We start from the raw sequence: 12,650 nt of genomic DNA, 5'->3' as shown, positions 1-12,650 counted from the left end.
GAGACCAACGCGATATATCGTCTTTTGGAGGGGACCATGACCGGGCAGGACTGGACTGTTACAGAGCCGCAAACGATGGACATCGATGGCGTGACGTCCCTGAAGCTGGGCATGGTCCGGGGAAGGTTCCAGATGGTGACGCACACCGGACCCGGGGTCCGGCTGGAGCTTGCCGAGGTGCACGGCGATCCGGTGGCGGTATCGCTCAACAGCGGAAGGCTGGAAGTGCGGCATCAGCTGCACGGTGCCCAGGGCTGGTTCAAGAACCTCATGAAGACGGTCAACCACAACAGCGAGAATTCCGCTGTCATCACCATCGCCGTTCCCCAAGGGGTGGAGGTCGAGGCAGGCACCGTCAGCGGTGAGGGAATCATTTCGGGCATCTCCGCCCATGTCAGGCTGAATACCGTGTCAGGTTCGGTGGTGGCGGACAGCACATCCGGCGAGCTGCAGGTCAGCACCATCAGCGGCAGCGTGGACGTCAGGAACCACCACGGCGTGCTCACCGCCAAGAGTGTCTCCGGAGCGGTTACCGCCTCCGGCCACTTCACCAATGTCCGCACCAACACCGTGAGCGGCCACCTCAACTTCGAATTGCTCGGCTTTACCCGTGACTTCGGCTCCAACTCGGTGTCCGGGGACCTCACCATCGTGCTGCCGCATGACGTCGGCGCCGACATCGTGGCAAAATCCGCCGGTGGAGCGGTGATCCTAGACGGCCGGCAGTGCCTCCTGGCCAATGGCAAAGTGGAGACCATTACCGGACCGGACGGGCAACTGATGCTCGTCCGGACCAATTCGGTGTCGGGCAGGACTTCGATCGTCCATTCTCCCGGACCCGTTGACGGTGACGGGGAAGCACAGGGCTGATGCCGCCCGTCTTCGCACACGGTGCCTTGCGCCTCTACCTCCTGGCCCTGCTGGAAGGCGGGCCCAGGCACGGCTATGAGCTCATCAAAGCGCTCAAGGACCGGTTTGGCGGGACCTACTCCCCCAGCGCCGGAACCATCTACCCCCGCTTGGGCAAGCTCGAGGAAGACGGCCTGGTGGCCACCGAGCGGGCCGGGCGGCGCACCAACTACTACATCACCGCCGCCGGCCTTGCCGAACTGGACCGGCGCCGGGAGGATGTGGCGGGGGTCGAGCATGACATCGCGGTCTCCCTGGAAAGACTGGATGTGGAACTGATGGTGCAGAAGTTCCGCGACGAGTTGTGCGCAGACCTCCGGCAGCCGGGCATGCGCCGTCCCATCAGCCCCGGCACACTGGAAACCGTCAGGGCAGCCCTGGACGAGGCCCGCGCTGCCATCCGGAGCACCCTCCAGTCCTAGGCATGGCGCATCCTGCCGCGCTGCCGCAGGTCATCCGCCCCTTCCCGGTTCGCGGGCCGCCACATCATGTGCGAGACTTGAGGGCAGCTCTTTTTGAGTACCAACAGTAAGGAGGCCAGCTATGAGCAAGCGTGCACGCAAGCGTCGTGACCGTAAGCGTGGCGGCGCGAACCACGGGAAGCGCCCCAACACCTAGGCACATGCCAGGAACTACGGTTCAAGCAAAGGACCCCGCAAGCCAACCGGCTTCCGGGGTCCTTTGCTGTCTGCGGCCCTGATCCGCTCACGCGCTCCGTGCGAGGGATGGCTGTACCTATGCCTCCACGGGACGGATGGCGTGGATCCTGTCCAGGATGGCGTTCTTCAGGTTGTCCGGAGCGGACTCCGTGCAGGAACGCTTGACCATGTTGCGGATGACGCACTCCAGGTCATACTGCTCCGTGCACTCAGGGCAGTCATCAAGGTGGTTCTTGATTTCCGTAATGTCCTCGCGGGTCAGTGCCCCGTCAAGGTATTCGTAGATGCGTTGCATCCGGGTGTCATCGCAATCGCCCAATCCCTGGCAGTCGCTCATTTCCTGTTCTCCTGTGCTTTGCTTCCTGCCGCATCGGTGGCGTCCGCGGCCGTTTTGAATCCCCGCTCGGCGGCGTATTCCGCGAGCATGTCCCGCAACATTCGCCGGCCGCGGTGGAGCCGGGACATCACAGTGCCGATGGGCGTATTCATGATGTCTGAAATTTCCTTGTAGGCGAAGCCCTCCACGTCGGCGAAGTAGACCGCCAGCCGGAACTCCTCCGGAATATCCTGCAGCGCCCGCTTCACGTCCGAATCGGGAAGATGGTCCAGCGCTTCTGCCTCGGCCGAACGCAGTCCGCTCGAGGTGTGTGATTCCGCCCGTGCCAGCTGCCAGTCCTCAATGCTGTCCGAGTTGGACTGCAGGGGCTCGCGCTGCCTCTTCCGGTAGAGGTTGATGTACGTGTTGGTCAGGATCCGGTACAACCAGGCTTTCAGGTTTGTACCCGGCTTGTACTGGTGGAAGGCCGAAAACGCCTTGGTGTAGGCCTCCTGCACCAGGTCTTCGGCGTCGGACGGGTTCCGCGCCATGCGCATGGCAGCGGAATACAGCTGGTCAACGTACTGCATGGCGTCCCGCTCAAAACGAAGGCGGCGTTGTTCGTCGCTCTCTTTGGAGACGTCCAGGGTACTGTCCTCGGTGTCCGCAGCAGCGGTCACCGAATCAGCGCCTGCTTTTCCCGCAGGCACAGGCGCGGAGCCGGCCTTCCCGTTCACTTCGCCGGGGGTAGCCTCATACATGGCCGCAACGGCCGGATCCAGGGTGTTCATTGCCTTCAAGTCTACTGTCAGGCTCCCTGCCCGGGGCATGCCGTACTCCCGGGGCTCCGAGGCCAGCTTGTCCACTGCCACCGGGCCCGCCTGCCTGGTTCCGTCCAACACCTTCCCCAAGGGCCAACTCCGCTCTGTATCGGGTGAATGATCGTCGGGCCCCCTGTCGCGGACCCTTTTGCCATAACCGGCTCCCACGGGCAAATATTCCCCAAAAGTGCAAGACTAGGACCGACTCCGCCGCTCGCCGCGGCTCGTCCATCCAGGAGGAAATCCATGCCCTTTGTCCGCACCCTCGCACGGCCCATGCTTGCCTCCAGTTTCGTTCTTGCCGGACTGGATAAGCTCAGGAACGCCGACGACACGGCACAGCAGCTCTCACCGCTGCTGCGCAAGGCCGCATCAGCGCTCCCGTTCCAGGCGAATGAAAAGACCCTTGCCCGGGTTATCGGCGGGACGCAGGTGGGTGCCGGTGTCCTGTTCGGCCTTGGCAAGTTCTCCCGTCTCTCGGCCGGCCTGTTGACGGTGATTTCGCTCCTGAACACCTTTGTTGAGTGGCGCAGTGCGGACATCAGCAGCAAGGAAGGGCGCGAAGGCCGCCGGAACCAGCTGCTCAAGAACCTCTCGCTGAGCGGCGGCGCCCTGCTCGCTTCCGTGGACACCGCGGGCAAGCCCGGCCTGGCCTGGCGCGCCGAGCACCTGGCGGCCGATGCCCGCAGGAATGCCTCGCACCTGGCCGCCGACGCCCGCAAAACCACCACCAAGAAGCTGAACAAGGCGGACAAGGCCGTGCGCCGCGCTGTCGAACACGCCACGGGAGCATAAGCACGAATGACCGCAGCAGCTGCCACCCGGGACGACTCCGGAACACCTGTCCACAATTGGGCCGCGCCTTTTGCGTCCCGGCCCATTGACGCCACCGTGACGGTGCCCGGATCCAAATCCCTGACCAACAGGTACCTGGTCCTGGCGGCCCTCGCGGACGGCCCGTCCCGGCTGCGCGCGCCCCTGCATTCGAGGGACTCGGCGCTCATGGTCGACGCACTCCGGCAGCTCGGTGCCGTCATCACCGAAGTGCCCGGGGACGGCGCCTTCGGTCCCGACCTGGAGGTGGTACCGCTGCCGGCGACAGCGCCGGCAGCGGTGACCAGGATCGACTGCGGACTCGCCGGCACCGTCATGCGGTTCGTCCCGCCGCTGGCGGCACTCCGCAATGGAACCAGCCTGTTCGACGGCGACCCCCACGCCCGGAAGCGGCCCATGGGAACCATCATCGAGGCCCTCAAGGCCCTGGGCGTGGCCGTATCCGCCGAGGACGGCAGCGCGCCGTCGTCGCTCCCCTTCGTGGTGGAGGGCACCGGCGCGGTGCGCGGCGGGCATCTGGTGATCGACGCCAGTGCCTCCTCGCAGTTCGTCTCCGCCCTCCTCCTGGTGGGGGCGCGGTTCGACGAGGGCCTGCACCTGGAACACGTGGGCAAGCCGGTGCCCAGCCTGGACCACATCAACATGACGGTGGCCGTCCTGCGCGGCGCCGGCGTGTCAGTGGACGATTCCGTCCCCAACCACTGGGTGGTGGCGCCGGGTCCCATCCGCGCCTTCGACCAGCGGATCGAACAGGACCTGTCCAACGCCGGGCCCTTCCTTGCGGCGGCCCTTGCCTCGCGGGGGACGGTCCGGATTCCCAACTGGCCGGCGGAAACCCAGCAGGTGGGAGACCTTTGGCGCGGAATCCTGGCCAGCATGGGCGCCACGGTGACCCTGGCTGACGGCGTCCTGACCGTCACCGGCGGCCCGGAGATCAAGGGCGGTGACTTCGCGGACACCAGTGAACTGGCTCCGACGGTGGCAGCCTTGTGTGCCCTGGCCTCGGGACCTTCCCGGCTCAGCGGGATCGCCCACCTGAGGGGGCACGAGACGGACCGGCTTGCGGCCCTGGTGGCGGAGATCAACCGGCTCGGCGGCGACGCCGAGGAAACCAGCGACGGCCTGGTGATCCGGCCCGCCCCGCTGCACGGCGGCGTCGTGCATAGCTACGCGGACCACCGCATGGCCACGGCCGGTGCCATCCTGGGACTCGCGGTGGAGGGCGTCCAGGTGGAGGACATCGCCACCACTGCCAAGACCATGCCGGACTTCCCACAGCTGTGGGCCGGCATGCTGGCCCAGAACGCGGGGTCCGCAGCCGGACCGGAAGGGCGCGTCAGTGGCGCGTAGCACTGGTTCCTGGGACGAATCGGACGTCCGCATCCGTCCCAGCAAGAAGGGTTCCCGGCCGCGCACCAAGGACCGCCCCAGCCATGACGACGCCGTGACCGGACGGATCATCACGGTGGACCGGGGCCGGTACACCGCAGTGGTGGACGAGGACTCGGAGAACGAGCGCGTTGTCATCGCGGCGCGCGCCCGGGAACTGCGCCGCTCGCCAGTGGTTGCCGGCGATTTCGTGTCACTGGTGGGGGACGTGTCCGGCGCACCGGACACGCTGGCCCGGCTGGTGAAGATCCAGGACCGCCATACCCTCCTGCGACGCAGCGCCGACGACACCGACCCCATTGAGCGCGCGGTGGTGGCCAACGCGGACCAACTGGTGATCGTGGTGGCCGCGGCCAACCCGGAGCCCCGCACGGGATTCATCGACCGCGCACTGGTGGCCGCCTACGACGCAGGGATCGAGCCCATCCTGCTGGTCACCAAGGCCGACGTCAAGGACCCTGCGGAACTCCTTTCCAACTACACCCACCTGGACTTCCCGGTCATCATCAGCCGGACAGCCGATGCGCTGGCATCAGGCATCGACGCCCGGTCCGATGACGGCCTCTCGGCGCGGCTGGAGAGCGCGGCGGTGGCTGCCCTCCGTGACCACCTGGACGGCAAGGTCACCGTGATGCTCGGGCACTCAGGTGTCGGAAAGTCCACCATGGTGAACGCACTGACCGGCGCGGAGCGGGCCACCGGCGGAGTGAACGCCGTGACCGGCCGCGGCCGCCACACATCCTCCTCCGCCCTTGCCTTGCGGCTGGCGGATGCGCCGCCCGGCAGCTGGATCATCGACACCCCCGGCATCCGCTCCTTCGGCCTGGCGCACGTGAACCCGGACCGGATCCTGCGCTCCTTCCCGGACCTCTCCCCCGGCATCGAAAACTGCGAACGCGGCTGCAAGCACACGGCAGCCGCGGTGGACTGCGGCCTTGACGACTGGGTGGCGGGCGGACATGCAGGCCCCACCGGGGCTGCCCGGCTGGCGTCCCTGCGGCGGCTGCTGGGTGCGGATCCACGGATGGAAGCACAGGAAACCAAGGAGCTCGGCAGCGTCAACTGACGCGTTCTCCCGGCAGAACCGTTTGCAGACGGTAGTTTGGAACCATGATCCAACCCGCTTCGAGCTACAACGATGACCTGCGCCTGGCCCATGTCCTGGCCGACTCCGTGGATGACCAGACCATGAGCCGCTTCAAGGCCCTGGACCTCCACGTTGAGACCAAGCCGGACCTGACGCCGGTCACCGACGCGGACAAGGCCGCCGAGGAAGCCATCCGCGGCCAGCTTTCCCGTTCCCGCCCCCGCGACGCCGTCCTGGGCGAGGAATTCGGGAGCACCGGCCACGGTTCGCGGCGCTGGATCATCGATCCCATTGACGGGACCAAGAACTTTGTCCGCGGCGTTCCGGTGTGGGCCACGCTGATCGCCCTCGTGGACGAGGGTGAGCCGGTGGTGGGCGTGGTCAGCGCCCCGGCCCTTGGCAAGCGCTGGTGGGCGGCGAAAGGCATGGGCGCGTACATGGGCAGGTCCCTTGCCGCTGCCACCCGGCTCCGCGTCTCGGACGTGTCGAAGCTTTCCGATGCCTCCCTCTCGTACTCCAGCCTGGGCGGGTGGAAGGAACGCGGAAACCTGGACGAGTTCCTTGGCCTGACCGAGGATGTCTGGCGCACCCGGGCCTACGGCGATTTCTGGTCGTACTGCATGGTGGCCGAAGGCTCGGTGGACATCGCCTGCGAACCGGAACTGAACCTCTATGACATGGCCGCACTGGTGCCGATCGTGGTGGAGGCCGGCGGCCGGTTCACATCCCTGGAAGGCGAGGACGGCCCGTTCGGCGGAAACGCCCTGGCCACGAACTCAATCCTGCACTCGGAGGTCCTGCACCGCCTGAACCCGTACCTGGATGATCTGCTGTAACTGATGCGCTTTTCCGCATAAAAGCGAATAATGCGACGCCGGACACCTTCCTGGGGAAGTGTCCGGCGTCGTTTATTCGGCGGCACGTAATAAACACCTTAACAATTGCCGCGGCTTCAATCCTGGCCGCCCCATGTCCTACGCTTTTATTCAGGTCACGAGTGCCAGCGCAAAACCCCGGTTTGCTGGCCGGCAACCCTCCATTCGCGGTGGGGTGCCCCGGGTGACGACCAGGCCGGTCCGGAGCGGATGCGGCAAGCGCGGATTCCCCCTGGCGGAGTCCTGTCATCAAGTGAGGTCTCTGTGACAACTGCCACCGTCTCCCCCCAGCCCGTCATTGCCGAAGCCAGCGTCCCCGACGGACGCCACGCCGCTGCCGGCCGGCCCCTCGCTGCCGTCACCGGCGCCGAAATCCAGGCACCCCTGATTTCAGGCGGACACGTGCGGTACGCCAACCTCGATTACGGCGCCTCCGCCCCGGCGCTGTCCGTGGTGTCGGCCTACCTGAACGAGATCCTCCCCTACTACGCGAGCGTCCACCGCGGGGCAGGATACGCGTCCCAGATCAGCACCTCGGTGTATGAGAACGCCCGCAGCATCGTCAGGGATTTCGTCGGCGGCCGCTCGGATGATTCGGTCATCTTCACCCGCAACACCACCGATTCGCTGAACCTGCTGGCCGGTTGCCTGCCGGTGACCAATGGCCGGCACGACGGCGAGGTGCTCTACCTGGACATCGAACACCACGCCAACCTCCTGCCGTGGCAGGGCGTCCCGCACCGCAGCATCGTTGCCGCCGACACCATCACCGAAACCATCGACGCCGTCCGCGCGGAGCTGAGCCAGGGCGGCGTCAGCCTGCTCGCGGTTACCGGAGCCTCCAACGTCACCGGCGAAATCCTGCCCATCCGCGCCCTGGCCGCGCTGGCCCATGAGCATGGTGCACGGATCGTGGTAGATGCCGCCCAGCTCGCCCCCCACCGCCGCGTGGATATCAGCGCGGACGACGTCGACTACCTCGCCTTCTCCGGCCACAAGCTGTATGCGCCCTTCGGCGCCGGCGTCCTGGTGGGACGCCCGGACTGGCTGGACACCGGCGTCCCGCACCTCGCGGGCGGCGGCGCGGTCAAGGAAGCCAGGCTCGACGGCGTCAGCTGGGCCACTGGACCGGCGCGCCATGAGGGGGGCTCACCGAACGTCCTGGGAGCCGCCACACTGGCCCGCGCCACCCAGGTCATTGCCGGGCTGGACCAGGAACGCTGGCATGCCCACGAGTCCGCCATCCGTTCCTTCCTGGTGGAGGGCCTGCAGGAGATCGACGGCGTCACCGTCCACCAGATCTTCAAGGACACCAACCCGGAAACGGACACCATCGGCGTGGTCAACTTCTCCGTTGAGGGCTACGACGCAGGACTGGTGGCGGCGTACCTCTCGGCAGAGCACGGCGTGGGACTGCGGGACGGCCGCTTCTGCGCGCACCCGCTGCTGAAGCGACTGGGCCTGCCGTCCGGTTCCCTCCGCGCCAGCTTCGGTGTCGGTTCACGCCTGGAGGACGCCGAACGCCTGCTGGCCGGCATCCGTGCCCTGCGGAGCAACGGGCTGGGCTGGGACTACGTGGTGGACGCGGGCCGCTGGGTGCCCGCCAATGACACCCGCACCTACCCGCACTGGGCACCCAACACCCCGGGCACCGCCGGCGCCGCGCCCTGCATCGACGACTGACACCCTGCCCAACCCCTGCCGTCCAGGCAATCGATCCGGCGGCCAGGAGGATGCGGTAAATTCGAAAGGTACCGCAGGACGTCAGGTGAAGGAGGCCACGCGTGGTTCGGGGTGGCCCCAAGCTTGATCACGGGCGGCGCAGGGAACTCGGGCAGAGCTTCCAGGACGGCGGCAGGCACTACCAGCGCGTCCGCCCCGGCTACCCGGAAGAGGCAGCCCGGTGGCTGGTGCCCACGGATGCCCATGATGCCCTCGACGTGGGCGCCGGCACCGGAAAGTTCACCGCCTTGCTGCTGGACATGGGACTGCATGTCACCGCCGTGGACCCCTCCGCGGACATGCTCGCCCAGCTCATGGAACACTACCCGGCCGCCACGGCCGTGCCGGGGACTGCCGAGGCGACAGGCCTGCCCGACGCCCGCTTCGACGTCGTCACCGTTGCCCAGGCGTGGCACTGGTGCGACGCCCTCGCGGCAAGCACTGAGCTGGCCCGCGTCCTGCGCCTGCACGGAACCCTGGCCCTGGTCTGGAACCAGCTGGACACCTCTGTCCCCTGGGTGCACCGGCTCTCCCGGATCATGCACGCGGGCGACGTGTACCGGCCCGGCCACAAACCCGTCGTCGGACCCGAATTCCGAGGCCTCGAAGGGCACGTCACCCACTGGCAGGACACGGTGACCACCACGGACCTGATGGAACTCACCAAGTCCCGCAGCTACTACCTCCGGGCCGGCGAGGCAACCCGTGCCAAAGTCCTGGCCAACCTGGACTGGTACCTGCACGAACACCTGGCCTATACCCCTGACCAGGAAATTGCCCTCCCCTACCTCACCCTGGCCTGGCGGGCCGCCAAAGCATGACGGCGCATCCCATGCGGCGCCCCCGGAGCCGGTAGGCTTGACCGTGTGAAGACCAGCGCGCCCTCCTCCTCGATCGAGGATTACGTCAAGGTCATCTATTCGTTCACCGAATGGCAGGACAAGCCAATCACGTCCACCCAGCTTGCACAGCGGCTGGGGGTGGCCAATTCCTCAGTGTCCGAGATGGTCCGCAAGCTGAAGGACCAGGGCCTGGTGGACCACAAGCCCTACAGCGCCGTCACGCTGACCGAGGCCGGCCTGCGGCTGGCCCTGTCCATGGTCCGGCGCCACCGGCTGATCGAGACGTACCTTGTCCAGCGGCTCGGCTATAGCTGGGACGAAGTCCATGATGAGGCTGAACAACTCGAACACGCCGTGTCTGACACGTTCATCGAACGGGTGGCCGCCAAGCTCGGCAATCCAAAGCGTGACCCGCACGGCGACCCCATTCCCACTGCCGACGGGAAGGTGCTGATGCCGCGCGCGCACCTTCTCGCCGAACTGGACCAGGGGCATGCCGGCAGGATTACCAGGATCAGCGACGACAACCCGGAGCTGCTGCGCTACCTTGCCGCCCAGGACATCGACCTCGACGCCGATGTGGAGGTGGTGGGACGCCGGCCCTTCGGCGGCGCCCTGGTGGTGCGGATCAGCGGTCCGGCCGGCGCCCGCGAGTTCGACCTCGCCGACGAAATCGCCTCCGCGCTGTGGGTCTCCAGCGACGCCCCGCACGCCGGCTGCACCCTGGACGGACTCTGACGTGGCGATGCCCACCGGCCGCGCCTGGCTGGCTGTCGCCGTCGGCGGGCTGGCCGGCAGTGAGCTGCGCTACGGGCTGGGGCTGGCGTTTCCGGACGTGCCCGGCTCGGTCCCATGGGCCACGCTGGCCATCAACATCAGCGGCAGTTTCGCCCTCGCGGCGCTGACCACCGTCTGGATGTCACGCCCGCATACGACGTTCTGGCTGCGGGCCGGGATAGGGCCGGGCCTGCTGGGCTCCTTCACCACGTTTTCAGCGGTGATTTTCGCCTCGGACCAGTTGGCCCGAGCAGGTGCGCACCCCGAATGGATTCTGTATCTGGGATTGTCACTGGGGCTCGGCCTGGCGGCTGCCGGCCTGGGCTGGCGTTCCGGAAGGCTTATTGCCCGGAACCTCGGACTGCAATGATCACGGCAGCCCTGGTGGGAGTCTTTGGCGTGGCCGGGGCACTCCTGCGGTTCGCAATCGACAGCTGGTTCGCGCACCACAGCAGCATCCGCAGCGTCCGCACCGCTGGCCATGCGGCACTGCACTGGCCCTGGGCCACGCTGGTGGTCAACGTTGCGGGGTGCTTCATCATCGGCCTGGCACATGGGCTGACTGCCAGGCTGGGACTGGGCGCGGAATGGCAGGTTGGCCTGGCTACGGGACTGGCCGGCGGGCTCACCACCTTCAGCTCGTGGACCACCGCCACCATCCGCCTGCTCAGCGAAGCCCGGTTCGGCTCCGCTGCCCTGAACGTGGCGGTCAACCTGGGCTTCGGCTTTGCTGCCGCGGCCGCGGGGATTGCGCTGGCCGCCTAGGGACACTGTTTCCGGCGGCGTTCCGGCCGGCGATTTGGCGGCCTCCCGTATGGTGGAAGGTGATGATCAGCAGACGCGACGCCGCAATAACCCTTGATGTTCCCCTTGAAATGGCGCAGCGCCACGGCCTGCCGAAGTGGATGACGGAGGCCGAACTCCGTGGCATCCTGGACAATCCTCCGCCTTGGCTGGTGCAGTCGCGCGCCAACCGGACGGGCAAGCGGCCGGTGTGGGTGCACCTGGAATGCGCGGTCTGCGGTTATGAGGAGGCGGCCCGGCCCAAGAAGTGGTGGCCGGACTTCACCTACGTGGTGTGCAGTCACCATGCGCCCGCCGATGTTCCCGCCGTCCGTCCCGGCTGCGTCCGCAGCGAGTACGACGGCGTGGGGACGCGTTTCGTGGGCATCGCGGACGTGCAAGCGCCTCCGGTCAGCCCTTAAGCCCGCCCCGGTGGCCGTGCCCGAGGACGCGATCGATGACTGCCCCGGCAATGTGCCCCGGTGACATGCCTGCTAGCGGCCGGGCCGCCGTCGTGCATCATGCCGGGCCGTTGCCCGTCATTTCCTCCGGGACAGCGGTGAGGTGCAGCTCGGTACCGTCACGCAGCACGGCCACATCGAGCGGCTCGCCGATGGCATCGGAAAACAGGAGCCGCTGCAGGCTTTCGGCATTGCTCACGGGCCGCCCTCCGGCGGTGACGATGATGTCGCCTGCGGAAAGACCTGCCTTGTCGGCCGGCGAACCGGGCAGCACTTCCACGATGCGCAGCCCTTCCCGCCGTCCGCTGCGGATCACGGCGCGCGGGTTGAGCTGGATCGGGGTGCTCACAAGCCCCAGGTAGGCGCGGCGCACCCTCCCGTCCGACAACAGTGCGGAGATGATCCTGCGGGTGGTGGCGTTGATCGGGATGGCAAGGCCCAGGCCGGCGCCGGCCACTGCGGTGTTGATGCCGACAATCCTGGCGTGGGTATCCGCCAGCGCTCCACCGGAATTTCCGGGATTCAGGGCAGCATCTGTCTGGATGACGTCCTCGATGACCCGCCGGTTGCCGCCCGACCAGACCGGGATGGCCCGGCCCAGGCCACTGACCACGCCCGCGGTGACTGAACCTGCCAGGCCCAGCGGATTTCCGACGGCGACCACCAACTGGCCCACGCGCAGCGTCTCTGCCGCGCCGAATTCGGCGGGCGGCACCTTGGACCGCGAACCGTGGACCACGGCGAGATCTGACAGGGGGTCGGCTCCCACCAGCTCCAGGTCCATCCGGCTGCCGTCTCCGAACGCGGCAAAACCGTGCCGGGTGCCGGCCACGACGTGTGAATTGGTGAGCAGGTAGCCGTCCTGCGTGAAGAGCACCGCCGAGCCCGCGCCCACCCTGACCCTGCCGTTGCCCCTCTTTGCGGTCATTTCGATCGCAGCCACGTGCGGCGTAACGGCTGCTGCCACCCGCATGACGGTCTGCGAGTACGAGTCCAGGACGTCATCGTCCCCGGTGGGTATGGGTTCCTGCGCCTGGTCCATGACGCACCTCCGCCCTTGGTGCCGCTTCCGGCAATGGCATGCCCTTTACGGGCCTTATGGGACACAACAATGGATGGGCCAGGTCCACTCCCGGAACAGCTACGCCTTGGGTGAACGCCGGCATTGCGGTGGG

Annotated in this window: 16 protein-coding genes and 1 riboswitch; of the genes, 13 read left to right on the top strand and 3 right to left on the bottom strand. The window is 67.2% G+C overall.

Going from position 1 to position 12,650, the window contains the following annotated elements:
- Positions 1-36: 36 nt before the first annotated feature.
- The 3 genes from ASG86_RS13335 to ASG86_RS21215 all read left to right on the top strand — a co-directional run bounded on the left by ASG86_RS13335 (position 37) and on the right by ASG86_RS21215 (position 1,527).
- Complete coding sequence (locus ASG86_RS13335; RefSeq protein WP_056334981.1) at positions 37-870, top strand: DUF4097 family beta strand repeat-containing protein; 834 nt, start codon at positions 37-39, stop codon at positions 868-870.
- Positions 870-1,331, top strand: a complete 462-nt coding sequence (locus tag ASG86_RS13330; protein ID WP_056334978.1) for a PadR family transcriptional regulator — start codon at positions 870-872, stop codon at positions 1,329-1,331. Before ASG86_RS13335 ends, ASG86_RS13330 begins: the two co-directional genes overlap by 1 nt.
- Positions 1,332-1,452: 121 nt before the next feature.
- Positions 1,453-1,527 (top strand): 50S ribosomal protein bL37, encoded by a 75-nt coding sequence (locus ASG86_RS21215; protein WP_369299106.1) that lies wholly within the window; start codon positions 1,453-1,455, stop codon positions 1,525-1,527.
- Positions 1,528-1,644: 117 nt separating this feature from the next.
- Here the strand turns inward: ASG86_RS21215 and rsrA are convergent, their stop codons facing one another.
- On the bottom strand, positions 1,645-1,905 hold the full coding sequence (gene rsrA, locus ASG86_RS13325; protein ID WP_056334975.1) for a mycothiol system anti-sigma-R factor: 261 nt from the start codon (positions 1,903-1,905) through the stop codon (positions 1,645-1,647).
- Complete coding sequence (locus tag ASG86_RS13320) at positions 1,902-2,675, bottom strand: sigma-70 family RNA polymerase sigma factor (RefSeq protein WP_235565178.1); 774 nt, start codon at positions 2,673-2,675, stop codon at positions 1,902-1,904. The genes rsrA and ASG86_RS13320 overlap by 4 nt, the downstream gene beginning before the upstream one ends.
- A gap of 276 nt (positions 2,676-2,951) precedes the next feature.
- Here ASG86_RS13320 and ASG86_RS13315 point away from each other — a divergent pair, with 276 nt between their 5' ends.
- The 10 genes from ASG86_RS13315 to ASG86_RS13270 all read left to right on the top strand — a co-directional run bounded on the left by ASG86_RS13315 (position 2,952) and on the right by ASG86_RS13270 (position 11,436).
- Positions 2,952-3,500 carry a DoxX family protein gene (locus ASG86_RS13315; RefSeq protein ID WP_056334973.1) on the top strand — a complete coding sequence of 183 codons (549 nt, stop codon included), beginning with the start codon at positions 2,952-2,954 and terminating at the stop codon, positions 3,498-3,500.
- A 6-nt stretch (positions 3,501-3,506) separates the two neighbouring features.
- Complete coding sequence (gene aroA, locus ASG86_RS13310; protein WP_056334972.1) at positions 3,507-4,889, top strand: 3-phosphoshikimate 1-carboxyvinyltransferase; 1,383 nt, start codon at positions 3,507-3,509, stop codon at positions 4,887-4,889.
- Positions 4,879-5,994, top strand: coding sequence for a ribosome small subunit-dependent GTPase A (rsgA, locus tag ASG86_RS13305; protein WP_056334969.1), 1,116 nt, complete (start codon positions 4,879-4,881; stop codon positions 5,992-5,994). Before aroA ends, rsgA begins: the two co-directional genes overlap by 11 nt.
- Positions 5,995-6,038: 44 nt before the next feature.
- Positions 6,039-6,851 carry a histidinol-phosphatase gene (gene hisN, locus ASG86_RS13300; RefSeq protein ID WP_056334967.1) on the top strand — a complete coding sequence of 271 codons (813 nt, stop codon included), beginning with the start codon at positions 6,039-6,041 and terminating at the stop codon, positions 6,849-6,851.
- 153 nt (positions 6,852-7,004) lie between these two features.
- Positions 7,005-7,118, top strand: a riboswitch (SAM riboswitch).
- 36 nt (positions 7,119-7,154) lie between these two features.
- The gene (locus ASG86_RS13295; protein ID WP_056334963.1) at positions 7,155-8,573 is read left to right on the top strand and encodes an aminotransferase class V-fold PLP-dependent enzyme; all 1,419 of its coding nucleotides are present in this window, start codon (positions 7,155-7,157) and stop codon (positions 8,571-8,573) included.
- A 101-nt stretch (positions 8,574-8,674) separates the two neighbouring features.
- Positions 8,675-9,433 carry a class I SAM-dependent methyltransferase gene (locus tag ASG86_RS13290; RefSeq protein WP_056334960.1) on the top strand — a complete coding sequence of 253 codons (759 nt, stop codon included), beginning with the start codon at positions 8,675-8,677 and terminating at the stop codon, positions 9,431-9,433.
- Positions 9,434-9,478: 45 nt separating this feature from the next.
- Positions 9,479-10,192 carry a metal-dependent transcriptional regulator gene (locus ASG86_RS13285; protein WP_056334958.1) on the top strand — a complete coding sequence of 238 codons (714 nt, stop codon included), beginning with the start codon at positions 9,479-9,481 and terminating at the stop codon, positions 10,190-10,192.
- Between the two features lie 7 nt (positions 10,193-10,199).
- Complete coding sequence (locus ASG86_RS13280; protein WP_056335536.1) at positions 10,200-10,601, top strand: fluoride efflux transporter FluC; 402 nt, start codon at positions 10,200-10,202, stop codon at positions 10,599-10,601.
- Entirely contained in the window at positions 10,598-10,996 is a 399-nt protein-coding gene (locus ASG86_RS13275; RefSeq protein ID WP_056334955.1) for a fluoride efflux transporter FluC, read from the top strand. Before ASG86_RS13280 ends, ASG86_RS13275 begins: the two co-directional genes overlap by 4 nt.
- A 62-nt stretch (positions 10,997-11,058) precedes the next feature.
- Entirely contained in the window at positions 11,059-11,436 is a 378-nt protein-coding gene (locus ASG86_RS13270; RefSeq protein ID WP_056334952.1) for a hypothetical protein, read from the top strand.
- 97 nt (positions 11,437-11,533) lie between these two features.
- Here the strand turns inward: ASG86_RS13270 and ASG86_RS13265 are convergent, their stop codons facing one another.
- Entirely contained in the window at positions 11,534-12,517 is a 984-nt protein-coding gene (locus tag ASG86_RS13265) for a S1C family serine protease (protein ID WP_056334949.1), read from the bottom strand.
- Between the last annotated feature and the right edge of the window lie 133 nt (positions 12,518-12,650).

This window comes from Arthrobacter sp. Soil764 (assembly GCF_001428075.1).
In the GTDB taxonomy this organism is placed as follows: Bacteria; Actinomycetota; Actinomycetes; order Actinomycetales; family Micrococcaceae; genus Arthrobacter.
The sequence above is the reverse complement of the archived record's forward strand: the minus strand, read 5'-3'. Positions and strand labels throughout refer to the sequence as shown.

Excerpts from the sequence above, each read along its gene's own strand:
- ASG86_RS13280 (WP_056335536.1), top strand. The coding sequence starts at position 10,200 with ATGCCCACCGGCCGCGCCTGGCTGGCTGTCGCCGTCGGCGGGCTGGCC.
- ASG86_RS13315 (WP_056334973.1), top strand. The coding sequence starts at position 2,952 with ATGCCCTTTGTCCGCACCCTCGCACGGCCCATGCTTGCCTCCAGTTTC.
- ASG86_RS13335 (WP_056334981.1), top strand. The coding sequence starts at position 37 with ATGACCGGGCAGGACTGGACTGTTACAGAGCCGCAAACGATGGACATC.
- ASG86_RS13275 (WP_056334955.1), top strand. The coding sequence starts at position 10,598 with ATGATCACGGCAGCCCTGGTGGGAGTCTTTGGCGTGGCCGGGGCACTC.
- ASG86_RS13330 (WP_056334978.1), top strand. The coding sequence starts at position 870 with ATGCCGCCCGTCTTCGCACACGGTGCCTTGCGCCTCTACCTCCTGGCC.
- rsrA (WP_056334975.1), bottom strand. The coding sequence starts at position 1,905 with ATGAGCGACTGCCAGGGATTGGGCGATTGCGATGACACCCGGATGCAA.
- ASG86_RS13270 (WP_056334952.1), top strand. The coding sequence starts at position 11,059 with ATGATCAGCAGACGCGACGCCGCAATAACCCTTGATGTTCCCCTTGAA.
- aroA (WP_056334972.1), top strand. The coding sequence starts at position 3,507 with ATGACCGCAGCAGCTGCCACCCGGGACGACTCCGGAACACCTGTCCAC.
- ASG86_RS13320 (WP_235565178.1), bottom strand. The coding sequence starts at position 2,675 with ATGAACACCCTGGATCCGGCCGTTGCGGCCATGTATGAGGCTACCCCC.
- hisN (WP_056334967.1), top strand. The coding sequence starts at position 6,039 with ATGATCCAACCCGCTTCGAGCTACAACGATGACCTGCGCCTGGCCCAT.
- ASG86_RS13265 (WP_056334949.1), bottom strand. The coding sequence starts at position 12,517 with ATGGACCAGGCGCAGGAACCCATACCCACCGGGGACGATGACGTCCTG.